The 25,337-nt window shown below is 59.3% G+C and carries 26 protein-coding genes; 10 read left to right on the top strand and 16 right to left on the bottom strand.

Annotated features, from left to right (window positions below; genetic code table 11):
* Positions 1–105 precede the first annotated feature (105 nt).
* From ACX80D_RS11545 to ACX80D_RS11600, 12 genes are all read right to left on the bottom strand, one after another.
* On the bottom strand, positions 106–921 hold the full coding sequence (locus ACX80D_RS11545; protein WP_459322811.1) for an HAD family hydrolase: 816 nt from the start codon (positions 919–921) through the stop codon (positions 106–108).
* Positions 918–2,087 carry a cysteine protease StiP family protein gene (locus ACX80D_RS11550; protein WP_459322812.1) on the bottom strand — a complete coding sequence of 390 codons (1,170 nt, stop codon included), beginning with the start codon at positions 2,085–2,087 and terminating at the stop codon, positions 918–920. Before ACX80D_RS11550 ends, ACX80D_RS11545 begins: the two co-directional genes overlap by 4 nt.
* The gene (locus tag ACX80D_RS11555; protein ID WP_459322813.1) at positions 2,084–3,595 is read right to left on the bottom strand and encodes a phosphoribosyltransferase domain-containing protein; all 1,512 of its coding nucleotides are present in this window, start codon (positions 3,593–3,595) and stop codon (positions 2,084–2,086) included. Before ACX80D_RS11555 ends, ACX80D_RS11550 begins: the two co-directional genes overlap by 4 nt.
* A gap of 26 nt (positions 3,596–3,621) precedes the next feature.
* A complete protein-coding gene (locus tag ACX80D_RS11560; RefSeq protein ID WP_459322814.1) occupies positions 3,622–4,788 on the bottom strand; it encodes an HpcH/HpaI aldolase/citrate lyase family protein in 1,167 nt (388 codons plus the stop codon).
* Between the two features lie 70 nt (positions 4,789–4,858).
* Positions 4,859–5,782 carry a hypothetical protein gene (locus ACX80D_RS11565; protein ID WP_459322815.1) on the bottom strand — a complete coding sequence of 308 codons (924 nt, stop codon included), beginning with the start codon at positions 5,780–5,782 and terminating at the stop codon, positions 4,859–4,861.
* Positions 5,783–5,791: 9 nt separating this feature from the next.
* Positions 5,792–6,343 carry a TerD family protein gene (locus ACX80D_RS11570; RefSeq protein ID WP_459322816.1) on the bottom strand — a complete coding sequence of 184 codons (552 nt, stop codon included), beginning with the start codon at positions 6,341–6,343 and terminating at the stop codon, positions 5,792–5,794.
* Positions 6,331–6,888: a hypothetical protein gene (locus tag ACX80D_RS11575; protein ID WP_459322817.1), complete on the bottom strand. Its 558-nt coding sequence runs from the start codon at positions 6,886–6,888 to the stop codon at positions 6,331–6,333. The genes ACX80D_RS11570 and ACX80D_RS11575 overlap by 13 nt, the downstream gene beginning before the upstream one ends.
* Before the next feature lie 35 nt (positions 6,889–6,923).
* A complete protein-coding gene (locus ACX80D_RS11580) occupies positions 6,924–8,117 on the bottom strand; it encodes a toxic anion resistance protein (protein ID WP_459322818.1) in 1,194 nt (397 codons plus the stop codon).
* Between the two features lie 128 nt (positions 8,118–8,245).
* Complete coding sequence (locus ACX80D_RS11585; RefSeq protein ID WP_459322819.1) at positions 8,246–8,827, bottom strand: TerD family protein; 582 nt, start codon at positions 8,825–8,827, stop codon at positions 8,246–8,248.
* A 110-nt stretch (positions 8,828–8,937) separates the two neighbouring features.
* Positions 8,938–9,519 (bottom strand): TerD family protein, encoded by a 582-nt coding sequence (locus ACX80D_RS11590; protein ID WP_459322820.1) that lies wholly within the window; start codon positions 9,517–9,519, stop codon positions 8,938–8,940.
* Between the two features lie 69 nt (positions 9,520–9,588).
* Positions 9,589–10,182 (bottom strand): TerD family protein, encoded by a 594-nt coding sequence (locus ACX80D_RS11595; protein WP_459322821.1) that lies wholly within the window; start codon positions 10,180–10,182, stop codon positions 9,589–9,591.
* Between the two features lie 60 nt (positions 10,183–10,242).
* The gene (locus ACX80D_RS11600; protein ID WP_459322822.1) at positions 10,243–10,575 is read right to left on the bottom strand and encodes a hypothetical protein; all 333 of its coding nucleotides are present in this window, start codon (positions 10,573–10,575) and stop codon (positions 10,243–10,245) included.
* Positions 10,576–10,922: 347 nt separating this feature from the next.
* Here ACX80D_RS11600 and ACX80D_RS11605 point away from each other — a divergent pair, with 347 nt between their 5' ends.
* A complete protein-coding gene (locus tag ACX80D_RS11605) occupies positions 10,923–11,957 on the top strand; it encodes an adenosine deaminase (RefSeq protein WP_459322823.1) in 1,035 nt (344 codons plus the stop codon).
* 82 nt (positions 11,958–12,039) lie between these two features.
* On the opposite strand, the gene ACX80D_RS11610 is transcribed toward ACX80D_RS11605, so the two are convergent.
* Positions 12,040–12,777: a LysE family translocator gene (locus tag ACX80D_RS11610; protein WP_459322824.1), complete on the bottom strand. Its 738-nt coding sequence runs from the start codon at positions 12,775–12,777 to the stop codon at positions 12,040–12,042.
* A 144-nt stretch (positions 12,778–12,921) separates the two neighbouring features.
* Here ACX80D_RS11610 and ACX80D_RS11615 point away from each other — a divergent pair, with 144 nt between their 5' ends.
* The 6 genes from ACX80D_RS11615 (at position 12,922) to fdhA (ending at position 18,448) form a co-directional block, all read left to right on the top strand.
* On the top strand, positions 12,922–13,377 hold the full coding sequence (locus ACX80D_RS11615; RefSeq protein ID WP_459322825.1) for an Lrp/AsnC family transcriptional regulator: 456 nt from the start codon (positions 12,922–12,924) through the stop codon (positions 13,375–13,377).
* Positions 13,378–13,429: 52 nt separating this feature from the next.
* A complete protein-coding gene (locus ACX80D_RS11620) occupies positions 13,430–14,227 on the top strand; it encodes a (Fe-S)-binding protein (RefSeq protein WP_459322826.1) in 798 nt (265 codons plus the stop codon).
* A complete protein-coding gene (locus ACX80D_RS11625; protein WP_459322827.1) occupies positions 14,224–15,759 on the top strand; it encodes a LutB/LldF family L-lactate oxidation iron-sulfur protein in 1,536 nt (511 codons plus the stop codon). Before ACX80D_RS11620 ends, ACX80D_RS11625 begins: the two co-directional genes overlap by 4 nt.
* On the top strand, positions 15,756–16,391 hold the full coding sequence (locus ACX80D_RS11630; RefSeq protein ID WP_459322828.1) for a LutC/YkgG family protein: 636 nt from the start codon (positions 15,756–15,758) through the stop codon (positions 16,389–16,391). Before ACX80D_RS11625 ends, ACX80D_RS11630 begins: the two co-directional genes overlap by 4 nt.
* A gap of 72 nt (positions 16,392–16,463) precedes the next feature.
* The gene (locus ACX80D_RS11635) at positions 16,464–16,994 is read left to right on the top strand and encodes a mycothiol transferase (protein WP_459322829.1); all 531 of its coding nucleotides are present in this window, start codon (positions 16,464–16,466) and stop codon (positions 16,992–16,994) included.
* A gap of 242 nt (positions 16,995–17,236) precedes the next feature.
* Positions 17,237–18,448 (top strand): formaldehyde dehydrogenase, glutathione-independent, encoded by a 1,212-nt coding sequence (fdhA, locus tag ACX80D_RS11640; RefSeq protein ID WP_459322830.1) that lies wholly within the window; start codon positions 17,237–17,239, stop codon positions 18,446–18,448.
* A gap of 158 nt (positions 18,449–18,606) precedes the next feature.
* On the opposite strand, the gene ACX80D_RS11645 is transcribed toward fdhA, so the two are convergent.
* From ACX80D_RS11645 to ACX80D_RS11655, 3 genes are all read right to left on the bottom strand, one after another.
* Positions 18,607–20,109, bottom strand: coding sequence for a stealth conserved region 3 domain-containing protein (locus tag ACX80D_RS11645; RefSeq protein WP_459322843.1), 1,503 nt, complete (start codon positions 20,107–20,109; stop codon positions 18,607–18,609).
* Positions 20,110–20,185: 76 nt separating this feature from the next.
* A complete protein-coding gene (locus ACX80D_RS11650; protein ID WP_459322831.1) occupies positions 20,186–21,583 on the bottom strand; it encodes an FAD-binding oxidoreductase in 1,398 nt (465 codons plus the stop codon).
* 159 nt (positions 21,584–21,742) lie between these two features.
* Positions 21,743–22,165: a hypothetical protein gene (locus ACX80D_RS11655; protein WP_459322832.1), complete on the bottom strand. Its 423-nt coding sequence runs from the start codon at positions 22,163–22,165 to the stop codon at positions 21,743–21,745.
* 387 nt (positions 22,166–22,552) lie between these two features.
* On the opposite strand from ACX80D_RS11655, the gene ACX80D_RS11660 reads away from it, so the two are divergent.
* From ACX80D_RS11660 to ACX80D_RS11670, 3 genes are all read left to right on the top strand, one after another.
* The gene (locus tag ACX80D_RS11660) at positions 22,553–23,356 is read left to right on the top strand and encodes an ABC transporter permease (protein ID WP_459322833.1); all 804 of its coding nucleotides are present in this window, start codon (positions 22,553–22,555) and stop codon (positions 23,354–23,356) included.
* A 68-nt stretch (positions 23,357–23,424) separates the two neighbouring features.
* Positions 23,425–24,450 (top strand): ABC transporter substrate-binding protein, encoded by a 1,026-nt coding sequence (locus ACX80D_RS11665; protein WP_459322834.1) that lies wholly within the window; start codon positions 23,425–23,427, stop codon positions 24,448–24,450.
* Between the two features lie 9 nt (positions 24,451–24,459).
* On the top strand, positions 24,460–25,272 hold the full coding sequence (locus ACX80D_RS11670) for an ABC transporter ATP-binding protein (RefSeq protein ID WP_459322835.1): 813 nt from the start codon (positions 24,460–24,462) through the stop codon (positions 25,270–25,272).
* The last annotated feature ends 65 nt before the right edge of the window (positions 25,273–25,337 follow it).

A 25,337-nucleotide genomic window follows, 5' to 3' on the forward strand; every position in this document is an offset into this window, starting at 1 on the left:
CACTCTGACGTCGGCCCGAGCATCGGCGCAGCACAGGGCTATCCGCCAGCGACATTTACCACCCAACGGCCGCAGCTCGGAGCAGGTTGGGACGAAAGAAGAACGCTAAGCGGCCGTGACCTCGGCCAGGATCTCACGCAGGATTTCCTCTCCCGCAAGCACCCCGCGCACCGAGGTGAGACGGAGATAGGGAGCCAAGTGTCCGGCGTCGTGCAATTCGCCGTGAATAGGACGGAAGGAAAGATGCGCAACGTCCAACATGCCCTGATCCAGCAGCGAATCACCAGCGGCAATCACGCGCTCGGTGCCGGACCGGCGAACCACTTCTGCCAAAGCTGCGTGCTTATTGATGGGATTCGGAACGCAATAAAGCTTGCGGCCCTGCACCGAAACACTCCAGCCAGCCGCGGCACACAACTCAACAAGCTCCGCCAAGAAAGCAGCAGGCATGGCGTCCCGGTCAATGATGGCATAGGCGAAAAGGTCCTCCGCACGGCGCAGTCGTAGGATCCACGGCGCGAATTCCGGCTTGGATAAGTGCGCCTCAATCTCTTCCAAGGGCGCGCAACTGGCCGCCATCTGGGAGGTGAGCTGGGCATTCCACGCGGCATCCGGTACCCCATGATGCAATAGCACCCCACCGTTGGAGGTGATGGCGTACTTGGGAACTGGCCCGGGCAGCTGAACGCGTTCGTACTGCGCCTGAGTGCGCGTGGTGGCGGGGACAAAAGTGGCGGCCGTCTTCACCGCAAGCAGCAACTCCTCGGCCGTGCGTGTCATGAAGGACAAGGGAGCGCCCTCATAAACCTCCACCACCACCATGGCCGGAGCATCTTTGTCCTCACCGCGCAGCCACAGCGAATTCTTGGAATAAATCAGCGTCCGGTCAAGGTCGCAGGCAACAACAGAGGGGGTGCTCATGCGTTGGGCACGGCCTTTCCATCGGCGCCCACGGCGCTCTTATCGAACTGCGGGTGAATCAGTCCCACACAGCTATACGGCAGGCCCGGGACTTGTTCCACAGGGGTCCCGCGCTGTTGGGCTAGCAACAAGACATGTGCGACGTCGTCCATCGCCTCCGGATTGACCAGCACCTTCCACGGCACTCGCCGCAGCAGCACGCGGGTGGTTTCTCCCACCCCGGGCTTGACCAAGTTGACGTTGTTGATGCCGTACTCCGTGCTGATCCGTTCCACGGCCTGCCAGCCAATCCAGCTCGGCTCTGGTGCCGCTGCCTGGTGTTCGGCGGTGAGCCGCAGCGCCTCCGGGTGGACGCGTTGGAAATGTGCGCCAATGGCGTCCAGGAAGTCATTGGAAACATCACTGGAAGCCAATTCTGCATAGAACTTGGCGCCATGGAAATCATGCGGGCCAATATGATCCACGTTGTAGACGGTGCGTGAAACCAGCCCTGAAACCGTGGAATTCAAGCAAGCCGAGGGGATCAGATAGTCCTCGCGGGTGCCAAACATGGAGACGCAATGTCCGGGATCTGCCAAGACGGCAAGATCGTCGGGGAAACGGGTGCCGGAACTGGTGGCAAAATCATCGAGGGCAGCTGTGAGTTCGCGAGAAATGGCGCCCTTGCCCGTCCAACCATCCACAAAGAGGATCCGCTCGGGAGCGAAGTTCGCAGCCAAGTACCGCAGTGCTGTGGGGTCCAGGCCTACTCCGCGCACAATGCTCATGGTGAAATGCGGCAAATCCAGGCCGTGGATCTTCTTGGCCCAACGGCGCATCAAGATCCCAATGGGAGTGCCCGCGCGGGCCAATGAAACAAGCACCGGCTGGTTGTTGCGGGCGGCCAACGCCAGCTCGGTCACCACGCCAACGGCTGTGGCAATTCGCTCACCCGCGCGCTCTACGGCCACTTGGTACAGCTCTTGATATTCGGGGCTAGGCGAGTACTCCATCGGCAGAGATTCGGCGTAGTTGGCGGCACCTGACTGGATGGCTCGCTCCCGTTCTGCCGTGGGAGCTTCTAGTTGCAGGTGGCTCAAATCCTTTAACAGCCAGGTGACCTCATCGGCTGCGTAGGATCCAAAATCCGGCCCGGTCAGGGGTGTTGGCAGGGCGGGCAGGCTCATGGAGCATCCTCTGTTTGGGGGCGGGGTGTGGCGGTCGCGGCTGCCGGGGAATCAACGGGAAGCAGAACTACTACCGTGTCATCGCTAGCCGCGGCCAGGGCCACCGTCAGTGCGGGAAGACCCGGGACGGAACTGTGCAGCAGCGCCTCACGGTCTGTCCCAGGTTCTGGGAAAGCCACAATGGTTCCGGGCCGTTGGCCAGCACCAGTGAGGTTATAGGCGAAGCGGGGGCCGGGGCCGTCATTGGTGAGATCGTGGCTGGCAAATTTCAAGGCGCCAGCAATGGCGTAGTCGTCCCGGTCCAAGGGCGCGATGGGTGAGCGGGTCGTGGTGGAAAAACGCACATCATCATCCGTGAGCAGACGGTCCAAGACGTCCGCCACGGCCAACGGCAAGGACATGTTTTCTTCACAGCCCAGCACGGCGAAGGGTCCGTGGCAGCCGTTCTCAGCCAGTAGTTGCGCCACGTGCCCGGCAATCGCCTCAATGGTTGCTGGCTGCGGCGGGGCAATGTTGCCAAAGCGGTCGCTGCGCACAGGGGCAATGAAGTTGGCCTCGAGCTCGAGGATGGACACCCGCCCAGCAGCTTCTTCGGCGCCTTCTTCGGTAGCTTCGGCAGCGGACGCAATCGCCTCCACGGCAGGCATCTTTTCCACTAATTCTTGGCCGCGGCGCAGCACATCCTCGGGAAGCTCGATCCAACCAGTACCCAACGCGGTCACCTGGATCTGGCAGTCTAACTCCGCGGCCAAGGCATCAAAACGAGCCCTGTCGTCGGCGCTTCGAAGGTCAATGAGCGCTGCTACCACGTACGTCTCATGCGGTCTCAGCGCGTGCAGTTCCCGGATGGTGTTGATGACAGTAGAGCCAGTGCTGAACTCGTCATCGACCAGAATCACAGGCCCGTCCGTGCTCAACCACTGCGGATCCGTGGGGACCATGGCGTGCGATGTGGCGTGGGAATGCCCCTCCTCAAACCCGGCCACCGATTCCACCGTGGGCGTGGCGTGACGGGTCGAATGGATGTAATAAGCGCCCAGAGCATTGGCTATTAACCGTCCCAAACCAGTGGCTGTTTCGGCATAGCCAAGCACGACGGCGTCCGGCACCTCTGTGCGCAACGGCGCCACCGCTGCGCTGAGGGAGGCGATGGCCGCCCGCCGCAGTCCAGGCTGTCCGCGCAGGGCCGCGGTGAGCAAACCTGCGGCAGACGCAACAGCGGTGGCACGCATTGGTGGGGTCCCGGCGTCGTGCTTCAAAGTGGAGAGGCAATCCGCGACAAACGCGCCCAACAGCTCACCGGCCGCGATGACCAAACCCGGCTCGGTGGGCACATGCTTGGCCAAGACTTGAGAGACCAACAGGTGGGCGCGCTTAGGGTTGCGGCGCAGCGCCAAGCCCACCAAATCCTCGATGGCAACGGCACTGGCAGGATCACTGTGGATGGTGACGTCGAGCTGATCGGAAACAAAACCGCCGCTCCAGAGCTGCGCGAGCGGCTCACTCACGCTGTGCTCACTTATTACATGCTCGCTCACGCCATGCTCGCTTCCAGTAGGTCCACGAAACTGATGTTGGCGGCGGCCACACCAAAGGCGTCGGCGCGCAAAAGAGTGCGCTGCGCCCAGGCCTGGTGCGGTTTCATCTCGTTCATTTTGTTGCCGTAAGGGGAGGCAGCGGCGCCGCCATTGGTGTTGCCGGCAATGGCCAGAGCATCCAGATACTCTTCGTGGCTGACCACGCTCATGGCATGGACCAAGGCCACATGGGTGGGGTGGATGACAGTTTTGCCGAGCAGCCCATTCGCCAGATCGAGTTCGATTTCCCGGATCAGGGTGTCCAAGTTGGCCGTCATAATGCGCTGGCGCAGCTCAATTTCTTCCGGGCCCACGAAGGGGGTGACGCGCAGTTGCGGGCGCAGAACTCGCTCGGTGTTGGCGTAGTGCTCCCAGACAGGGCCGGAGATGACGAAGCCGCCGTCGGGCCGGCCCAACACGTTCACGATGTCGCCAATGACGTTGGCCACGACGTTGACGTCGTAGATGGTCAGATCGCGTGAGCGGCGCAGGCCAAAGGCGCTGGACATATCCGTGGCGCCAATCCGGACCGAGAGAATATCCTCCCGGTTGGCGGCGAGCAGCGTGTAAATGTTAGTCAGTGCCGCGGCCCGCGTCTCGACGTGGATCACGGCGGGGGACTCCAAAATTGGCATGACCCGCAGCCTGCGGGTGTTGCTCGCTTGGCTGCCGTTCAGGCCCAGTTCCGCCTGAATAATGTGCAGTGCTTCGAGGAAGGCTGCGCCTACCCCTGATTCGTTGTCGAATTTAGGGATCACAAAGCCGGTCAGCACCCCAGTTGCTGCTCCAGCCCGGCGAGCCACTGACAGCATCTGTTCTGGAGTTCTGACACGGACGAACAGTAGCGGAAGCGCATCGGCCCCTTCGGAGAGGGCACCAAGCGTGGAGACCACGTTGTCCTCGGCGCTGTCCACATCGGCATCGGGGATGGAATCCTCCAGACACAACACCATGGACACGCAGCCAAGATCGCGCTGGCGCCGCACATCTTTGACGAGGTCGGGCCGGTTAGCGGGCGTATACAGCGTCCCGCCAAGGGCGACGGCCTGAAGCTCCGGCGAGCTCTGAGCCGTCAAGTCCACGGGCAGCCGATGAAAAAGGGTCGAGGATTGAAGTGCGGTCAAAGAACGGAAGTGTCGCATTGGCCCTTTCAAAGTCATACTGAAACAAAATATGGCCTGCGAGACATATGCTCTATCGGCCGTAGGTGGAAGCGGGTGCGCTATGGGTCATGGACAAGTCGAACTCTTGCCAAATCTGCTGATCGGTCCACGAATGTGGGACCGGCTCTGCGCGCATTTCCACGACATTGCCGATCCTGTGCAACAGCATCACCATCTGCGTGCCATCGGTAGCAGGCGGCAATGCAACGGATTCGCCGGAGAACAGCCGTACGCCCATGGCGGCGTTGCTGCGGTTGATGAATATAGCCCGGCGCAGTTCTCGCACATGCCGCAAAGAAACTAAGGCATCCCGGCCGTGGTAACCCACTAATTCGCGGTTTCCGGAGGTCATCACGGGCGTTCCGGCCTTGTGGCCATCAACCGTCTGCCCGCCTGCTACCCGGCGCACGTCCTCCCAGGCAACAGCCGTGCTGCCGCTGACAACCAAGGTGCCCACGGACGATTCCAGCACCGTCAGCCGCAGCACACGGTCCACAAGGTTCAGTTCGTAAATGTCCCGGATACCGGGGGCCGGGAACAGCAGCCGGACCTCATGGTCCTCATGCTTAGCTTTTTCGCGCTGTGCTGCCAGTTTTTTGGCACGGGGACTCATGGACGACGCCGGAGCCGCACCTCCCAAAACCAGCCCGGACGGCCGCTGGGCTGCTACGCCGGAAGCCGCTTGTGCTGCTTGTTGTGTAGCGGGCCGGGTGCTAGCTGGCGCGCTCGGTTGCAGGCGGGGTTGGGCAGCGGACGGAGTAGACGCTGGAGCGGAGGCAGGAGGCTGGGATGGCTGGCGCAGCGTCAAGGAAGGGCCAGCGGAAGACTGTTCTGGTGCTGGAGCTGAGACCGGTGCCTGCGCTGGAGCTGAGACCGGTGCCGGTTGGGTTGCGCCCGGTTTGATCCTGCGGCGCAGAAATGGCAGGTCGGTGCGCGGAGCTGAAGGATTATTCAACGTGAGACCCTACAGGCTGATTCCATAGTCCTTGGCCACCCCGGCCAAGCCGGTAGTGTAACCCTGACCCAGTGCACGGAACTTCCAGTCATCGCGATGCCTGTATAGCTCTCCAAAGATCATGGCCGTGACTGAATCCAGCTGGCTGACGGCAAGGTCAAAGCGGATCAACTCGCGGTTCTCTGCGGTGGCAACCCGGATGTGGGCCTCGCGTACTGCAGCAAAGGTGCCCTGACCGCGGAATTCGGGGTCCACATAGGCCAAGAAGATGATCTTGGAGATATCTGCTGGGATTTTGCCTAGCTCAACATCGATCTGCTCTTGGTCACCGGAACCCACAAACGTTACCGAAGCATCGGCGCTGACAAGTTGGTTGAAATACACCAGATGATCGTTTGAGACTGCTTTGCCACCCGAATCACACATGATGGCGAACGGGACCAGCTCGGCCTGGGGGCCACGACTGGGAATGATGTCCCATCCCATGGCTACCAGAACCTGATCCAGGCCCGGATTTTCAGCCGTCAGGGCCGCATTGGCCCCTGCCACTAGTGTTGCCAAGACTGGCCCTCCAAACGCAATGGGTCCCTCTCTGAGACTGGTTGTTGAAGCTGCAGGGCAGCGTCCTGAGCGGAAAATTTATCCGCCAAGAAACGGCCGTGGGTTGATAGTTCTTCCACGGCGCCAATGCGGATCTGGTTGAGCAGGTCCGCCAAGGTTTCCTCCAACGTGGCCAATTGCTCGGCGAACATGAAGGTTGCCGAGGATTCCTCGTCGTGGTGTGCCGGAGGCAGTGACAGATAAGACTGCAACGGCGTAGGCACGTAGCTGCAAATCATGGCGTTGAGCAGCACGCGTTGCTCCGTGGAACAGCCCCTGATGCTAATGTCCGCCACGGCCTCACGCATGAGATCGCCCAAATGGCGCAACTGGGAGGTGAGTAGGGGCGGCAGTCTGCTGCCGGATCGGCGCACAGCGGCGCGCAAGCTATCCACGGAGGCACCCATTTGGGCAATCTCCTCCGCTACCGGGTCAACCACCGGCGGGGCAGGTGTTTGGGGCGCCTGGCCCCCGCCAAACCTGCCCCCCACAAAACGGCCTATCATCGCATTACCCTTGCTTCGTCGTCGTACGTTTTAGCCTACTCGCGTTCCGACTGGCGGGACCGCTCCAAGTAAGGCTTGGCCCGTTCCAGGCCGGCTTCCAGAGCCACCACGGTGCCTTCCATGTTCTTCGCGGCCGACGCGCGGAAGGTGTCGATGGCGTCCATGGTTTCAAAGACGTTATCGAAGGCCTTCTGCAAAGTCTCCACGCTGACACCGGATGTTGATGCCTGCTGGTGAATGCGAACCGTCTGATCCTTGAGCATCTCACTCGTCTTGAGAATCATGTTGTTGGTGGTGGTGTTAATGGCGTCAATCTGGTCCAACACCATCTTCTGGTTCGCCAGCGCCTGAGCCACGATCACAGCCGTGCGCAATGCAGAAATGGTGGTGGTGCGGGCCCGGTCAACACCCTTGATGAGTTCCAGGTTGTTCTTGCGGATCAGATCCATGGCCAAGTAACCCTGAACCGACACAGCCAGCTGCGTCAGGATGTCCTGGTGACGCTGACGAATGGGGAACAGCACATCAGCTTCTAGCTTCTGTGCCTGCTCAACCTGGCCCGAGGCGCGAGTGGAGTCGATCTTCTCAACACAGGCAGCGTCCAACGCCTTGGCGAACACGGCGTACTCGCTCAGGCTCTGCATGGTTTCCCACAGCTTGACCTTTTCCCCGGCCAAGCTGGCGTTGTCCTTGAGAAGCTCATCCTGCCCAGACATGAGCGACTTGATGATGGCATCGAGCTGTGTCTGCGCAGACTCGTACTTCTGGAAGTACTTGGCCATCTTGTTACCGCCAGGAATGAAACCGAGAATCTTCCGGCCAACACTGAGATCGGCGCTGTTCGGGGTGAGATCCTCCACCGTGCTGCGCAGATCGTTCAAGGTGCCAGCAACCTGGGCTTGGGGGCCGTTGCCGCTCTTCTTTGCCCCGGCAACAGAGGTGGAGGAGCGCTCCAACATGCGACTGGAAGCATCCGAGGAATTGGTCATTTCCGTACCAGCCAGCTTGGAGATGCCATCAACCTTGGAGGTGAATTCGGGGCTGCGGGCATCGAAGGTGGCGATCTCGGCGATGTAGTCCTTAGCCTGACGGTTGATCTCGGCCTGGCGCTCGGCAGGCACCGGAACCATGCCGGGGGCTTCTTCAGCGGCAACGATGCCCGGGGCGTCGGGGGCTTTCAGAACCAGTGCGGTTTCGGTTTCGGTGGGCGGGGTCAAAGGTGAAGTCATGGTGAGATCCAATTTCCAAGTAGTTGGAGGTTGCTGAAGCGGTACTGAATTGGGAGGACGCGCCTGGCCCACGCTCCCCAGGTTCCCGAGAGATCGCGTCAGCGATGTCCCGGGCCGGGGAGTGGGGACTAGCCCAGCGGGACGCCGAAGTCGGTGGCGATGCCTGCCAAACCGGTGGCGTAGCCCTGGCCTACAGCCTTGAACTTCCACTCGGCACCGTTGCGGTAGATCTCCGAGAACAGCATGGAGGTCTCAGGCGCGGCGTCTTCGCTCAGGTCGAAACGGACAATTTCCTGCTCGTTACCTTGGTTGACCACACGGCAATATGCTCCGCGGACCTGACCAAAGTTCTGGCCCCGAGCTTCAGCCTGATCAATGGAGACCACGATGACAATGCGTTCTACATCTGCGGCAACCTTGGTGAGATCGATCAGGATCTGCTCGTCGTCGCCACCGCCATCGCCGGTGCGGTTGTCACCCAGGTGCGTCACCGAGCCATCTTTGGCTGCAGGCTGGTTGTAGAAGATGAAGTCATCTCCGGAACGGACCTTGCCCGAGGCAGCGACAAGAAGCGCCGAAGCGTCCAGATCAAAAGCGTCCCCCGTGGTGGTGCGGGGATCCCAGCCCAATCCAATGACTGCCTGTTGCAGACCCGGGTCGGTCTTAGTCAGGGAAAGGTTATTGCCCTTGGCGAGTGAAAGTCCAGCCATGAAATCGCGTCCTTACATTGTGAATGGATTGTGAATTATCGGCAGGATGCCGGAGTTTTTCAAAAAAAATTGCTGAGGTGCGCAGAGAGTATCAGCTCACCCTAACGGAACTAGTCCAGAACAATTCCATAATCGGTGGCGATGCCGTGCAAGCCGGAGGCGTAGCCCTGGCCGACTGCGCGGAATTTCCATTCTGCGCCGTTGCGGTAAATCTCCGCGAAAACCATGGTGGTTTCCGATGCGGCGTCTTCGGAAAGGTCATAACGGACAATTTCTTGCTCGTTTTCTTGGTTGATGACGCGGCAGTATGCGTCACGAACCTGGCCAAAGTTCTGTCCGCGGACCTCGGCCTGATCGATCGAGACCACAATGACCACACGCTCAATATCTGCGGCAACAGTGTTCAGGTTAATGAGGATTTGCTCATCGTCGCCATCTCCGTCACCCGTGCGGTTATCGCCTTGGTGAACAACTGATCCGTCCTTGGACTCCAGCTGGTTGTAGAAGATGAAGTCATCGTTATTACGGACCTTGCCGGTGGCGGTAACCAGCAGTGCTGAGGCGTCCAAGTCGAACGGGTGGCCGCTGGTGGTGCGGGGATCCCAGCCCAAGCCAACCATGGCCAGCTGCAGCCCGGGATCGGCCTTGGTCAGGGATAGGTTATTGCCCTTTGAAAGCGTCAAAGATGCCATGAGAACTGAACTCCTTTAAAAACTTAAGTGCCACTAACAAACTAAAACGAAATTGCCTTTGGCGAAACCCTACAGTGAGTTTGCTGCCGGTTGGATCAAGTCCATTGCGGTGCGGCCGTTGGCACGCTCACCGATGGCTGTGAACGTCCAACCGGCGCCTTCGCGGGACACCTTGGACATGATCATCGCCGTGTGGGTACCAGCTTCAGTCAACTGGAAGCGGGCAACTTCGGGGGCGCCGGCCGTGGAATCGTCGACCACGCGGCAGAATGCATTTTCAACCAAATCAAAAGTCTGGCGGCTATAGCTGCTGATAACAAACACAATCTGGGCCACCGCGGGGGATACCTTCGACAGGTCAACCAGAATGATTTCATCGTCACCATCACCCTCGCCGGTGAGGTTGTCGCCAGTGTGCTGTGTGGAGCCGTCTTTGCTCTTGAGCTGGTTGAAAAAGACCGTATCAAGCGCCTTGCCGCTGCCATCGAAGAAGATTGCAGAGGCGTCCAAGTCAACTTCGGCAGCCTTCTTCATCCCGCCAAAAAGACCACGCTTAACCGGTGTGGCTGAGTCCCAGCCGAGGCCTACCCGCACACGGGTGAGGGCTCCGCCGTCGTTCTTCTTCAATGAAAGGGCCTGGCCCTTTTGCAAACTAAGTCCCATAGCGTGTAGCTCCTTATGTATTAGGTGGAATGTATTAGGTGGAAAAACTTGTTTTTGATGCTAGCTGATGAGCTGCTCAACTCGGGGTTGGGTAACTGCAGCACGATTGTTTCGAACAATAGAGGTAGCAAATGCGGCGGCTATGAAGCCTAGGCCGATGGTTGATGTCATGATCGCAACGCTGGCGGTTGGTGGGAACGCGATGCTTATGCCCATCAGGGCAATCAGAATGCCGAGCGGCAGAAAGTTTTTCTGCAAGAAAGTAATCAACGTTTCCATCATGTGCTCCCTGACATCGGTTCTGTCAGAGCTGAGGAACACGTGGAAAAAACTGAGGATGACACCGATAATGAGCGCGTCGCCGCCGAAGAAAAGGGCAACAATCAGCGCCACAGCGGTGATCCTGCGGGACCAGCCATAAGTTCTCATGAACACGTACGGACAATCTCCTCAAGAGACCCCAAGACCTGCCACGGATCAGGGATTTCGTCGATCTGGATTCGGTGCCACGAAGCCTCACGGCACGGACCCGGATTGTTCAACTTCAATTATCTCCATTCACGCTACATATTCCTAATGGTTGGCCGTTCCAAAAGGTTCCCGTTGGATGCTGGAGCTGTTGAGATTCATCTTGCACCGGACCTCTGACATTGGGCCGTTCGGGCCGTGTTGGCGGGGGTGGTGTGACGGCGTAGCGCAGGGGTTCGGCTGGGCCTTGGGCTCTCACCTAGACTGGATTGATGACCCAGGTTCCTGTTGAAATCGTTGATCCTGCAGCCACGGTTGCGCTTCCCAAAGCTGAACTGCACCTCCACATTGAGGGCACACTCGAGCCTGAATTGATTCTGGCGCTGGCGGCCCGTAATGCCATCTCACTGCCGTTTCCCACGCTGGAAGCATTGCGAGAGCAGTACGAGTTCACTGATCTGCAATCTTTCCTCGACCTCTACTATGCCAACATGGCCGTGCTGATCACAGAAGCTGACTTTGCCGACATGACACGCGCGTACCTAGCTCGTGCCAAAGAAGCTGGTGTCCGCCACGCGGAGATCATGTTTGATCCCCAAGCCCATCTTGGCCGCGGTGTGGAACTTTCGACGGCGGTCAACGGTATCGCTTCGGCCCTCGCGACCAGTGAAGCGGACTTTGGTATCACCACAGGATTGATTGCGGCGTTCTTGCGGGATGAATCAGAAGAGTCCGCACTTGCCGTTCTGGAACAGCTGCTTGATGCGGATGCGCCGATCGTTGGCATTGGTCTGGATTCAGCGGAGGTGGGCAATCCGCCGTCGAAGTTCATCCGCTTGTTCAAGCGTGCCGCAGAAGCGGGTCTGCGCCTCGTGGCACACGCCGGCGAGGAGGGTCCGCCCAGCTACGTTGAGGACGCGTTGAACCTGCTCGGTGTTCAACGGATAGATCATGGAATTAGGGCCGTGGAAGACAAATTCTTGGTTAAGCGGCTGGTGGCTGAGCAGATTCCATTGACGGTTTGCCCGCTCTCGAATGTGCGGCTGCGTGCGGTGGATACTCTGGCTGCCCACCCGTTGCCGCAGATGATTGCGGCGGGGTTGAACGTCTGTGTGAACTCCGATGATCCGGCCTATTTTGGGGGCTACGTTGGGGCAAACTTTGACGCTCTCGTGGACGAGTTTCACTGGGATGCGGCCACCATTGAGTTGTTAGCCGGTAACTCCATTCGATCATCTTTCGCCTCCGATGAGCGAAAGAATGAACTGCTGGAGGAGCTGGCTACTTGGAGTGCTGCTCAGGGCTGAGCACTTTTTAGTGTCCGCCGGGTCGCTGCCTCCCGAGCACGTTCGGCAGGCAGCAGCCAGGGTCGCTCCCGGTGTGCAGATGCTACCCCTGGGCAAGTAGATCCGCGGCGGCTTGCGTCACCGGGCCCACTTGCTCGATGAGCAGGATGGCACCCAGTGCGCACATGATGAGGCCACTGGTCAGTGTCACGCCGCGGGCCGCTGCTGGACGTGAGCGCAGCAGCTTCCGTGCCCCGAACGCCACTAACGAGTAGATGACCGCGGTCATGGCGACGAAGGACAAGCCCAGAATTGCTGACTGGAGTGGAACTGAAAATGTGGCGTCAACCTTGATGAACTGCGGGGTGAGAGCAACAAACAGCAACAGTCCTTTCGGGTTGATGCTGCTGGTGCCAAGGCCCTGTAGAAACGGTCCCCAAGCGGTGCCGGATTTGCGGAGTGCGGAACCTTCAGGGCGCAGGCCTCCAGAGACAAGCTCGCTACCGGCCGGGAAATTGACGGGTAGTTCGCCATTGGGCCCCACGGTGACAAACCCGGCTCTCCGCCATGATTGGGTGGTCATGAAGCCGAGCCATAAAAGGTAGAGAGCCCCGGCAACGGTCAGCCACAACAGCAAGCTGGGCATGGCGGCCATGAGTGCTGCAATTCCTGCCGCTAACAAGATGGTGTGCAGGATGTAACCGCCGCAGAGCCCCGCGATGCCCGGAAGAAAGCTGCGTTTCCCCAGTCCGGAGGCGATCGCAAAAGCCCAATCCGGCCCCGGGGTGCAGGTCAGGGTGATGGCGACAATGAGGAAACCTACGAGCGCCTGCGGTTCCATGATGCTCCTGCTGCCTGGATTGTTAGTGGCCAAGGCGTTCTCTGACCATTGATGTTGATGAACTACGGCAAGCTTAGGGAAAATGACGCCATAAGTGCTTACCATTTTTGTCACAAAACACGGCTGTGGCGATAAGATATGCCTGTGATTGATGCCATTGATAAAGAAATTTTGCGCACACTTCAAAATGACGGCCGAATGAGCGCCACGGCGTTAGCCGCCGAGGTGGGGTTGACGGTGGCGCCGTGCCATCGCCGGCTGAAGGACTTGGAGGCCTCCGGGGCCATCAGTGGCTACCGGGCCATTATTGATCCCGCTGCGGTGGGACTTGGTTTTGAGGCGTTGGTATTTGTGACGCTGGCCCGCGTTGACCGCTCAACCTTGGATGAATTCGAAGCGCAGGTTTCGGCCAACACCCGGATTACCTCGGCGCAGCGACTATTTGGTGACCCGGACTATATTTTGAAGGTCATGGCCAAGGACCTCAGCGACTATCAGCAGTGCTTCGACAACGAACTGACGGTCCTGCCCGGTGTTCAGCGCGTCAGTTCCACCCTTGTTATGAAGAATTTGAAGCCTGGAGCGGGGTTGCCACTCTAAGTTAGGGTGTGGTCAGTCCACACCGAAGGTTTTTTGCCCTACAGTGGAAATCATGAAAATTGCGCTCTTCGCCACCTGCATCGTCGATGCCATGTACCCGCGCACGGCACAGGCCACCGTCGCCATTTTGGAGCGGCTCGGGCATGAGGTTGTGTTCCCTTCAGGACAAGCCTGCTGCGGTCAGATGCACGTCAACTCCGGTTACTTCAAGGAAGCCCACGCTGTTGTGGCTAACCACGTTGAAGCTTTCGACACGGATGACTACGACGTCGCCGTGGCACCTTCAGGTTCCTGTGTTGCCAGTGTGAAACACCAGCATGAGATGGTGGCTCGCCGCTGCGGTGATGTAGCACTTGAGGCACGAGCCGCCAAGGTAGGCGCCAAAACCTATGAGCTGTCACAGTTGTTGACAGACGTTCTGGGCATCACGAACGCAGCCGAGCAGCTGGGTTCCTACTTCCCGCATAAGGTCACTTACCACCCCAGTTGCCACGGTATGCGGCTGTTGCGTTTAGAAGACCGTCAGCTGAACCTGCTGGCAAGTGTAGGCGGCATTGAGATGCTGGAGCTGCCGCAAGCCGATCAGTGCTGCGGCTTCGGCGGGACCTTCTCCATGAAGAACGCTGATGTTTCAGCAGCAATGAACGCCGACAAGGCAGCCAACATTTGCGGCACAGGTGCCGAGCTGTGCTCCGGCGGCGACGCCAGCTGCCTGCTGCACATTGGCGGGGGGCTCTCTCGGCAGGGCAGCGAGGTAGGCACCCTGCACTTTGCCGAGATTTTGGCGAGCACCCTTGAAAACCCCATCACAGTAACCGGCGACGTTAAATTGGCAGGTAGCAAGCGATGAGCAATACCTTTTTGGGCATGCCCACGCTGCCGGTCTTTGGCAACGGGAACCTCAATGCCACCGAACCGTTTCCCAAGGCAGCGCACCGCGAACTTGGCAATGAGCAGTTACGTGCCAACCTAGGTCACGCCACCCACACCATTCGCGACAAACGCCTGAAAGTTGTTGGCGAGCTTCCCGACTGGGAAGACATGCGTAACGCAGGCAGCGCCATCAAGGACGCCACCATGGCGAACCTGCCAGCTCTGCTGGAAACGTTCGAGGCAAACTTCACCGCACGCGGCGGCATCATTCACTGGGCCCGTGATGCTCAGGAAGCCAATGAGATTGTCACTTCCCTGATCCGGGCGACCGGCGAAACCGAAGTGGTCAAGGTTAAATCCATGGCCACTCAGGAAATCGGCCTGAACGAATACCTCGAAGAGCAGGGCATCGCGGCTTACGAAACTGACTTGGCCGAGCTGATTGTCCAGCTGGACCATGACAAGCCCAGCCACATTTTGGTCCCGGCGATCCACAAGAACCGTAGCCAGGTACGCGAAATTTTCTTGCGCGAAATGCCCGTAGTGGACCCCAACCTGACCGACGATCCGGCACGTCTGGCTGAAGCGGCCCGTACGCATCTGCGCAAAAAGTTCCTGTCCGCCAAGGTGGCCGTCTCGGGTGCCAACTTCGGCTTGGCCGACACCGGCACGCTGACCGTGGTGGAATCCGAAGGCAATGGCCGCATGTGCCTGACCCTGCCGGAAACCCTCATCACCGTCATGGGCATTGAAAAGCTCCTGCCGACCTGGCAGGACCTTGAAGTCTTCATGCAACTGCTGCCTCGGTCATCTACCGGCGAACGGATGAACCCCTACACCTCGCTCTGGACCGGAGTCACCCCCGGCGACGGCCCACAAAACGTCCATCTGGTCATGCTGGACAACGGACGCACAGCCGCACTCGCCGACGAATACGGCCGGACAGCGCTGAACTGCATCCGTTGCTCCGCATGCATGAACGTGTGCCCCGTGTACGAACGCACCGGCGGTCACGCCTACGGTTCCACCTACCCGGGCCCCATCGGCGCGATCCTTTCACCCCTCATGACAGGCATCAAGAGCGAGGAAAACAACTCCCTGCCCTACGCCTCCTCACTGTGTGGCGCCTGCTTTGACGCCTGCCCTGTGAAGATCAACATCCCCGAAATCTTGGTGCACCTGCGCGGCGAAGACGTTGATTCCAGGCGTGCCAAGGTCAAAATCCCCACGCAGATGGACCTCATGATGAAGGGCGCTGAATGGGCGTTCTCCAAGGGCTCACACCTGGCCCTGCTGGAGAATGGATTGCCGCTGGGCAAGCTCGTGGCTGGCCGTGCCAAAGTCATCAAGCGCCTGCCCGGAATCGCTGGCGGCTGGACTCAAAGTAGGAACATTCCTGCCCCGCCCAGTCAGTCGTTCCGCCAGTGGTGGGACAAAGAACATCAGCCAGGTGCCGCCGTCGTGCCTGGAAGTAACGCCGGAAACAGCAGCGTAGAGGAGCAGGCATGAGCGCCCGCGAGGACATCATGAACCGGATCAAATCGGCCCTGCGGGACTCGCCCGAGACGCCCGTGGTGCCTAGGCTGTACCGCCGCAGCTCGGACATGACTGCGGAGCAACGCCTCGAGCAGCTTGTGGACAGGCTGGTGGATTACAAGGCAAATGTGTTCCTCACGCCCACCGCCGGCGTTGCCGCGCGGCTGGCCGAATTGCTTGCCGGCAGTGCCTCGATCGTGGTGCCCCATGGACTGGATCAGGCGTGGCTTGCGGACCTGAAGAACGACGCCGGGACGCTGGCTGTGCATGTTGACGCGCCAGTGCGCCGCCTCACCGTAGCGCAATTGGACGCTGTGGATGCCGTGGTCACAGCTGCTGCGACGGCCGTCTCCGAGACTGGAACCATCATGCTGGACGGAAGCGATGATCAAGGCCGGCGCATCATCTCGCTGGTTCCGGATCGGCATATCTGCATTCTGAATGCCACGGACATTGTGGAGGTGTTGCCGGAGGCCATCGCCCGTCTGGAAGCAACCCGGCCGCAAACCTGGATCAGCGGGCCCAGCGCCACAAGCGATATTGAATTAGAACGTGTAGAAGGCGTGCACGGGCCCCGGACCCTTGACGTCATCATCCTGACGTAAGCGCTAGGGCGGCCGCTCTAGATGCCCGCTCCGGGGTTCCCAAGAGCCGCTCGTGGTGGAAGCATGGCGGTCATGAGATCTTCAGAGATATTGACTGACGCTTTTGGCAGGATTGGCACCATTGTTGGCGGTGTGCTGTTCGGCTTAGAGCCGAAGGATGCGAATTGGCTTCCGGGAGGCAGCGGCAATTCCATTGCCTGGCTCGTGTGGCACCTCTCGCGCGGACAAGATGAACAAATTGCTGATGTTGCCGGAACTGAATCTGTGTGGCGTAGTGGCAGATATGCCGAACGCTTTTCCTTCGAGCTGGACCCGGCTGATACCGGCTACGGACACTCGGAGGAGCAGGTGGCAGCCGTTCATATCGCATCCACAGACCTGTTGCGGGAGTACTTTGAGGCTGTTTTGGCCCAAAGTCAGGCCTATGTTGGTGGCTTGGGTGACGCTGAGCTAGACCGAATCGTTGATGACCGCTGGGATCCGCCGGTGACCTTGGGTGTTCGGCTCGTCAGCATTCTCGATGACTGTGTGCAACACGGCGGGCAGGCGGCCTATATCAAGGGCATGCTGGCTCACGCAGAGTTTGCGCCTGCGCGTGGTTGAAGAATAACCGGACGCAGGAGCAAACATGTCAGCCCGTGCGCCGGGGAGTCAAGAAATTGTCGATTGCCCTTACATATTTCCGCGGCCACCCCTAGACTGACACCGACCCCGTTGGCCATCCTCGATCCCGTACCTCATAGACGTTTTTGAGTGCGATGGATAACGCGCCATGGGGTTGATTTCTCGTTGCACGTGAAGCACCAAAAATGGTGGCTTCTGAACTAACTGGGAAGGAAATATCCATGTCAGGAAACAAAGCCGTTGCCTACAAGGGACCAGGAGTTGTCGAGGTCATTGACATCGACTACCCCACGTTTGAACTCAAGGACGGGCCGGGCGTCAACCCTGCCAATGTGGGGAGAAAAGTTCCCCATGGCGTCATCCTGCGCACAGTGGCCACCAACATCTGTGGCTCCGATCAGCACATGGTGCGAGGACGCACCACAGCCCCATCGAATCTTGTCCTAGGCCACGAAATCACCGGCGAAGTGGTTGAAGTGGGTCCGGATGTTGAATTCATCAAGGTAGGCGACATTTGTTCGGTCCCCTTCAACATTGCCTGCGGCCGTTGCCGTAACTGCAAGGAACGCAAAACGGGCATCTGCCTGAACGTCAACCCCGACCGGCCAGGAAGTGCCTATGGCTACGTCGACATGGGCGGTTGGGTCGGCGGGCAGGCTGAGTACGTGCTGGTTCCCTATGCCGATTGGAACCTGCTCAAGTTCCCGGATCGGGATCAGGCGCTCGAGAAGATGATGGATCTGACCATGCTCTCCGACATCTTTCCCACCGGATTCCACGGTGCCGTCACGGCAGGTGTAGGTGTTGGTTCCACCGTTTACATTGCAGGGGCCGGACCGGTTGGCCTCGCCGCGGCAACTAGCGCGCATTTGTTGGGCGCGGCAGTGGTGATTGTTGGTGACATGAATGCCGACAGGCTGGCCCAGGCACGTACCTTCGGTTGCGAGACCATTGACCTCTCCAATGGCGAACCCGGCGCCCAGATCGAGCAGCTGCTGGGCGTTCCAGAAGTGGACTGCGCGGTGGATGCTGTGGGCTTCGAAGCGAAGGGTCATGGTCACGGTGCCGGCGAGGCTCCGGCCACAGTCCTGAACTCACTCATGGATATCACGGCCGCCGGTGGTGCCATGGGCATTCCGGGCCTCTACGTCACCGGCGATCCAGGTGGCATTGACGCGGCGGCACAGAAGGGCGCGCTCTCGCTGAGTCTGGGCACCGGCTGGGCCAAGTCGCTGTCCTTCACCACGGGGCAGTGCCCGGTCATGAAGTACAACCGCGGGCTGATGATGGCGATCCTGCATGACAAGGTCTCCATCGCCAAGAACGTCAACGCCCAGGCAATCTCCCTGACCGATGCTCCGCGCGGCTATGCAGAGTTCGACGCCGGTGCAGCCACCAAATACGTCCTGAACCCCAACGGGTACCTAGACTAACTGGCCGGTTACAGGCGAGGGGGGGGGGGGGGGGGGGGGAGGGGGGGGGGGGGCGGAGGTTTCGCGGGGGGGTGTGCGGGGGAGGGAGGGGGGGACTGGACGAGGTGGGGGGTGGAAAGAAGGGGGGTGGGACCGTGAAAAACCCCCCCCCCCCCGCGTCACTTTTCCCAGGGTGCCTTGAAGGGAAAGTACGCTTCCAGAAAGTCGGTGAGCAGTTCGCGCCGCTGTTCCGGTGTGGCGTCGCCATGACTGCCGTCATTGAGGCACAGAAAGTCGGCATTGCGCCGCGCAAGTACCTGCGGTAGATCAGCAAGTCCTGCCATATTGGCGGTGTCCACATAAACGCCCCGGCCATCCTTGTGCATCACGGCACGGCCGGTCAGTAGGGCGTAGTAGTGGTACAGGGAGTTAGTCACCGAGATATTGTCCGACGCCCTGAATGTGCTGGCCGCCGTAGCAGCGAACTCCGGCGCAAATTCCTGCTCAAGCTCGGCTAGTACCGATCGGCGCAGCGGCGCCGCACTATGTTCTAAATGGTGGGTTGTGAAAGTGCCAAATCGGTCCCACAAAAGCCTGCGATTGACGCGGGCCGAGTTCTCAAAACCGCTACGTTCCACCTCGCTTTCGCCCAGTCCAATCCGGTTCGGGGAAAGCACGAAGCGGGTGATGCCGCCCGGGGTGAAAAACAGGTCCGGTGAGAGCGGGCGGCCAAAGAACATATCGTCATTGGAATAAAGGAAATGCTCCGCGAGTCCTTCGATACGGTGCAGCTGAGACTCCACCGCCATGGAATTGTGGGTAGGGAGCACTGAAGGGTCCCCAAAATGCTCGGCACTGCGGACTAGGGAGACTCTAGGATGTTCGGCTAGCCACTGCGGTGCCGGAGAGTCCGTGGCAATAAAAATGTGCCGGATCCACGGGGCAAAAAGATGCACCGAACGCAGCGCATACTTCAGCTCATCCACGTGGCGGAAGCGTGCTTCGTGATCGTCACCGTCGCCCAGAAGTGCCCCAGATTCCAGCTCTCGTCGAGCTTCTTGGTAAGAGGCGGCACTGCCGTCAACCCAGGAAAAAACCATGTCAATGTCGAAACGGATATCGAAGGCATGGTCGATGAACATGTTCTCAATGGTGGGCCAGCTCAACCCATGAAGCTCCACCGTGCTGCGCTGAGCTTCCCGGCGCTCCACTGTTCGGCGTGTGAGCGAGTTTTCCAAGGGGAGGTCTATGTGGTCCTCGGAGAAAGACCACAACTCAATTTGCACACCCCATGCAGCGCCGTAATACAGCCCTCCAGCAGGAGCCACACGTGGACGGAAAAGACGCACGATCCGGGTGTCGGAGAGCTTTGACAGCGAGCCTTCGGCAAGCAGCACTGTGGATTTGCGGGTATCAACGCTGCGCGCATAAAACGGTTCTTGGGCGAAAGCGGACGCCAAGGATGCCTCGAGGCGGTCACGCAGAGAACGCTCAATGGCCAGCACGGGCCGTTCGTCATTGCCGCGCACCAGAAGGTATTCGATCCCGCTCTCATCCAGTGCTTGGCGAACTGCCAAAAGATCGCTAACCATGGCCTCTTGGGGCGTTAAGCCGGCGGTGTTAATCAGTGCGAGCCTGCCGCGGCTGAGCGTCACATCATTGCGGGCGAGGATCGTTTCCATCGCAGGGGAGGATGGTGAACTGGGCTTGCTGGGCACTGCGGGCTCCTGATGGCTGGCCGGTGGGGCGTTTATGAGCCTACCGCTCCGGGACCTGACCCAACCTGAAGACGTTCTCAGGATCAAAGTACCGGGCCACAGTGGTCAGCTTCTCCAGCACTGTAGGTGTGTAGCATTCCGCAAATGCCCCTGCACCATTACCGGCAGCGAAGTTGGGCAGGGTGCCGCCATATGCCCAAGGGGACATATTTTGGATCATCGCCTCTGCGTGCGCGCCAAGGGCTGGCAGTTCCGGTGGCGCCCCAACAGCTACGGAGTGCAACCCAAAGGCGGCTTCGCGGTGGCACAGGGCGCTGGCAACAGTCGGAGCCTGAGCCAAGGCCCCGCCAAATTGGCGGATCTCAACCATCAGCTGCGGCGAGGAACTCTCGGGTCCAGCGGCCGCCAACAGTGTCTCGGCGGCTTCAACGGGGAAGTCAGTTAGCAGGGTTGACCTCTCCGTGGCCGGCAGAGGATCTTCTGGATCGGAGTGGACTAGCCCAATCATGGAGGAGGGCATGGGTCCTACCGCATCCATAAGAATCGCCCCAGCCGAGCGCATCGGCGCAAGCCAAGTGGCGCCGTCGTCAGCTGTTCCGGTGAAGACGTACCGCACGGCAATGGTGAACTTGCCCGCGAGAGGCTCGGGCACGCCGGGCATGGGTGGCAGCTGCATCATGGCGACCGACGTGGTGGCCGCGAGGGGGAGTGTGGGGCACCATTGGGCCCAGATGCGGAGCACGTTTTCGACATCGACGGTGTCGAAAAAGAGGGCGCCGGCGTAGATGAGGGGGAGTTCGAGGAGCTCAAATTCCATGCTCGTGATGATGCCCAAGGAGCCCTTGCCGCCGCGCAAACCCCAGAAAAGATCGGGTTCTGATTGGGCCGTGACGTGGCGTATTTGGCCGTCGCCAGTGACCCCGTCGAAGGAACGCACTTTGTCGGAGGCCGCCCCGTAGCTTCGCGCCATGGGGCCGATGCCGCCGCCGCTCGTGTAACCGGCCACGCTGACTCCAGGCGCCGAGCCGCACAATCCGATCATGCCTTGGTCTGCGCCCTGCGACAGGACAGTTGCCCAAGTGACGCCTGCGCCCACCTGGGCCAATTTGCGTTCGGTGTTGATGGTGCAGGCGTCCAAGGACCGAGTGTGGATCAGTAGAGCGCCATCGAGATTGCTGGCAATGCCGTGTCCGGTGGCTTGCACAGCGACGGGGAGCCCGTTGGCGGCCGCAAACTTAACGCATTCGGCCACGTCTTCAGCGCTGGCGGCTTCCACTACGGCCGCCGGGGACGTTGCTGTTGCGAGGTTCCACGGAGTGGCCAATTCCGTGTACGTGGGGGAGCCCGGCTCGTACAGCGCGCCGGTCAGATTGCGGCGGAGAGCCCCAAAAGCGAAGTTGTGGACAGTGGCAGGTGCCGGGGTTTGGGGCGATTCCATGAGGTCCTCCGCAGATTGGCCGCCGCACAGTGCATTAGACCCCCAGACGGCCTGTGTCCAAGCGTGTCACCCTTGGGGCGATCTGACTAGGCCCTGCCGACGTTCAATCCTGCAGCCCCCACTGAAGTTCACCACTGAAGCGCGACGCCGGACCCCCAGTTAGCTTGCTTCCGGCCGCTTTTTGCGGTGGAACAGGAGCGCCACGGCGATTCCGGCTAGCCAGAAGTCCTTGGCCATGGCTGTCCCGGCGGCGGTGGGACGAATACCGTCATCCTCGGTCATGCCCGGTGACTTCAAGTAGGTGGCCACGAGTCCGCCGGAGAATGCCCCGAGCGCGAGTCCGGCCAGGCGGCTGGAAACGAAGGGGGCCAAGACCACTGCACCTATGGCAATCTCGGAATAAGCGAGCCGGCTACCAAATTGTTCCGGCGTCCAACTGCTTACTTGAGGAATGACCCGTTCCGTCACTGACTGTAGGCCCGCGGCGTGTTCGGGTGCGAGTTTGAGCTTGCCAATGCCGGAGTTGAGAATGAACGCTCCGGAAACCAGTCGTAGTGCGGCGTTGCTGATGCTGAATCCCATGGGGTTCTCCTGAGGTCATGAAAAAGTTGCAGTGTTTTCTGTTTCAGCCTAGGGCGGGCCCGTGCCAAATGGCTAGGGGCGCGCTCATCGAGTGACATGTCAGCTCGCGCCGGGGCGGCTGGGGCCCCGCACGCAGGCGGTGGAGCAGATCAGTCGAAAACGCCGTCCTTACGGTCGAAGAATCACCTAGATTGACATCTGTGATGTTCGGCACATAGTGTTCAGCGTACCGGGACAGCGCTTTCCCAAGTCGCTGTGTCGGAGGACGTAATAATGAATGGCCCTCACAAAGATGTAAAGGTAGAGGCAATGCAGCTTGCGAGCGAAGTAGCGAATTCGTCAGCCCATGAAGTAAAACGGAGGCCGCCAGTTCCCCCAGCCCCTCGCTTGAAAAAGCCGTCTAAGGCTCGCGGTTGGCTTGTTGATCTGTGGAGACCAGTAGTTTTTGTTCTCATCTTGTTTGGCGCCTGGTGGATGGTCACGGAAAACGGTTGGGTTGCCCCTTATATACTTCCCAGTCCGGTAGACACCTGGACCACCATGGTGGAAAATGCTGCCTATTTGGGCACTCACACCTGGGTCACCACCATTGAAACCATCATTGGTTTTGCCATTGCGGTGGTCATAGGCGAACTGGTTGCCGTCCTGATGATCTACTCCAAGACCATCGAAAAAACGGCATATCCGCTCATCTTGTTCGCCCAGGTCATTCCGAAGATTGCCGTAGCCCCTTTGTTTGTGGTTTGGCTGGGATTCGGTATGGAGCCAAAAATTGTGGTCGCGGTTCTCATGGCATTCTTTCCCATCGTGGTTTCCGGTATGGCCGGCCTGAAGTCGGTTGACCCGGAGATTTTGGAACTAACCTCCACAATGGGTGCTAGCTCCATCAAAACTTTCTTGAAGGTACGGCTTCCGGCGTCCCTGCCCCAGCTATTTTCTGGATTGAAGGTGGCCGCCACCCTCGCTGTGACGGGCGCCGTCGTCGGTGAATTTGTGGGAGCAAACGAGGGACTTGGTTACGTCATTCTCCAAGCCAACGGCAATATCGACACGGCAATGCTCTTCGCAGCACTGATCATCATGTCTCTCATGGGAGTGCTCCTCTTTGCGCTCATTCAAATCGCTGAGTGGTTCCTGATCCCCTGGCACTCCTCACGGAGAATCACTGGATCTGCAGCCACTGCGGGCTGATTGCGCAGCACGAAATTATTTATCAATAGTTCAAACGGCATCATCAGATTTTAGAAATGGGAGAAAACATGAATATTTCACGTCGCTCTGTCCTGACTACTTCCCTCGCGGCAGCAGCTGCTCTGGGCTTAGCCGCTTGTGGGGGCAATGATGCCGCCAAGCCGAAGCCAGAAGAGGGTGGGGCAACCGCAGCAACCCTGATGCTCAACTGGTACCCCTATGGTGAACATGCAGCCATCTACTACGGTCTGGAAAAGGGAATCTTCAAGAAACACGGCATTGACTTGACCATCAAGGCTGGGCAGGGATCCACCAAGACTGTTCAGGCTGCTGGTCAGGACCAGGTCGACTTCGGTTGGGCGGACACTCCGGCTCTGCTGGCCAACATTGACAAAGGGGTGAAGGTCAAGAGCATTGGAGTGTTCCTGCAGACAACCCCGTCAGCTGTGCAGGTGTTCACGGACTCTGGTATCAAGACTCCAGCGGATCTGAAAGGCAAGACCATTGCCGTTTCAGCCGGAGACGCCCCAACCACCACATTCCCGATCTTCCTGAAAGCTGCTGGACTGGCCGAGGGTGATGTCAAGCAGCAGAACCTAGATGCAGCAGGGAAAATGGCTGCTTTGTTGTCCAACAAGGTGGATGGATTGATTGGTTTCGCTCACGATCAGGGTCCCACTATTGCGGCGAAGAGTGGCAAGGAAATGACGTACTTGCGGTACTCCGATGCGGGTGTGAACTTCTATTCCAATGGACTGGTGGCATCCGATGGATTCTTGGAGGAAAACTCCGAGCTGGCCACAGCTATGGTCGCTGCGGTTTCCGAATCATTTGAAGAAGCCATCAAGAACCCGGAAGAAGCGGCCAAGTCTATGGACGGCAAAGACCCGCAGATTCCGGCCCAAGAAGTGGTCCTAGAACAGTGGAAGCAGACCATTAAACTGCTGACCACCACCAATACAGAGGGCAAGCGCCCCGGGGTCAACGCAGATGAAGACTGGACCTCCACGATCAAAACCTTGGCCGATGCCGGACTCATCGATTCAGCTGGCGAGACCAGCAAGTACTTCAATGCAACATTCGCACCTAAGTAGGGAACTGCCATGACCGCGATGTCACCGGAGAAATCAAAGTTGCACGTGGATCCTGTAGTTGAAATTGAGCACCTCAACGTTACGTTTTCCTCCAAAAAGGGACACCGTGTGGTGGCGGTGGAGGATGCCTCGCTGAGCATTGGGCAAGGCGAATTTGTGTCAATCGCAGGGCCTTCTGGTTGCGGAAAATCCACCTTGCTCAAAGTAGTTGCAGGGCTAACCCGCGCTACGAGTGGCTCTGTGCGTCTGCGTGGATCGGAAGTGACGGCTCCACGGCAGGACATTGGCTACGTGTTTCAGCGCGCTGCTCTTCTGGAGTGGCGTAATGTGCGGGCTAATATCTTGCTGCAGGCAGAGATGCGTGGCATGGATAGGGCGCATGCAAACAAGCGAGCTGATGAACTGATCGCCATGACGGGGCTGACGGGATTTGAAAAATCGCTCCCACATGAGCTGTCCGGTGGCATGCAGCAGCGCGTTTCACTGTGCCGTGCGCTGCTACATGAACCCGATGTACTGCTCATGGATGAACCGTTTGGCGCTCTTGACGCTCTCACCCGGGAGAAAATGAACATCGAGTTACACCGAATCTGGCGCGAAACCGGAACCACCGTCATTTTGGTGACGCACTCGGTTTCCGAAGCGGTCTACCTGGCCAACCGGGTGGTAGTCATGAGCCCGCGGCCTGGCCGGATTCAGGAGATCATCGACGTCCCATTTGGCAGCAACCGGGACTTTGGTGAAACGCTGGCCTTGCCGGAGTTTGGTGATATTTCAGCACGAGTCCGGGACTTGTTGGGGGCCACTCACGCCGAGGATTGAGCGGCGCGCTAAAGGCGGCGTTTGTGGATAAGGCGACGCATTGTTCGCATTATCCGCAGACGCCG

Source organism: Arthrobacter sp. Sr24 (genome assembly GCF_054511175.1).

Excerpts from the sequence above, each read along its gene's own strand:
- ACX80D_RS11545 (WP_459322811.1), bottom strand. The coding sequence starts at position 921 with ATGAGCACCCCCTCTGTTGTTGCCTGCGACCTTGACCGGACGCTGATT.
- ACX80D_RS11550 (WP_459322812.1), bottom strand. The coding sequence starts at position 2,087 with ATGAGCCTGCCCGCCCTGCCAACACCCCTGACCGGGCCGGATTTTGGA.
- ACX80D_RS11575 (WP_459322817.1), bottom strand. The coding sequence starts at position 6,888 with ATGATAGGCCGTTTTGTGGGGGGCAGGTTTGGCGGGGGCCAGGCGCCC.
- ACX80D_RS11580 (WP_459322818.1), bottom strand. The coding sequence starts at position 8,117 with ATGACTTCACCTTTGACCCCGCCCACCGAAACCGAAACCGCACTGGTT.
- ACX80D_RS11585 (WP_459322819.1), bottom strand. The coding sequence starts at position 8,827 with ATGGCTGGACTTTCACTCGCCAAGGGCAATAACCTTTCCCTGACTAAG.
- ACX80D_RS11590 (WP_459322820.1), bottom strand. The coding sequence starts at position 9,519 with ATGGCATCTTTGACGCTTTCAAAGGGCAATAACCTATCCCTGACCAAG.
- ACX80D_RS11595 (WP_459322821.1), bottom strand. The coding sequence starts at position 10,182 with ATGGGACTTAGTTTGCAAAAGGGCCAGGCCCTTTCATTGAAGAAGAAC.
- ACX80D_RS11605 (WP_459322823.1), top strand. The coding sequence starts at position 10,923 with ATGACCCAGGTTCCTGTTGAAATCGTTGATCCTGCAGCCACGGTTGCG.
- ACX80D_RS11610 (WP_459322824.1), bottom strand. The coding sequence starts at position 12,777 with ATGGAACCGCAGGCGCTCGTAGGTTTCCTCATTGTCGCCATCACCCTG.
- ACX80D_RS11620 (WP_459322826.1), top strand. The coding sequence starts at position 13,430 with ATGAAAATTGCGCTCTTCGCCACCTGCATCGTCGATGCCATGTACCCG.
- ACX80D_RS11625 (WP_459322827.1), top strand. The coding sequence starts at position 14,224 with ATGAGCAATACCTTTTTGGGCATGCCCACGCTGCCGGTCTTTGGCAAC.
- ACX80D_RS11630 (WP_459322828.1), top strand. The coding sequence starts at position 15,756 with ATGAGCGCCCGCGAGGACATCATGAACCGGATCAAATCGGCCCTGCGG.
- ACX80D_RS11635 (WP_459322829.1), top strand. The coding sequence starts at position 16,464 with ATGAGATCTTCAGAGATATTGACTGACGCTTTTGGCAGGATTGGCACC.
- fdhA (WP_459322830.1), top strand. The coding sequence starts at position 17,237 with ATGTCAGGAAACAAAGCCGTTGCCTACAAGGGACCAGGAGTTGTCGAG.
- ACX80D_RS11645 (WP_459322843.1), bottom strand. The coding sequence starts at position 20,109 with ATGGAAACGATCCTCGCCCGCAATGATGTGACGCTCAGCCGCGGCAGG.
- ACX80D_RS11650 (WP_459322831.1), bottom strand. The coding sequence starts at position 21,583 with ATGGAATCGCCCCAAACCCCGGCACCTGCCACTGTCCACAACTTCGCT.
- ACX80D_RS11655 (WP_459322832.1), bottom strand. The coding sequence starts at position 22,165 with ATGGGATTCAGCATCAGCAACGCCGCACTACGACTGGTTTCCGGAGCG.
- ACX80D_RS11665 (WP_459322834.1), top strand. The coding sequence starts at position 23,425 with ATGAATATTTCACGTCGCTCTGTCCTGACTACTTCCCTCGCGGCAGCA.
- ACX80D_RS11670 (WP_459322835.1), top strand. The coding sequence starts at position 24,460 with ATGACCGCGATGTCACCGGAGAAATCAAAGTTGCACGTGGATCCTGTA.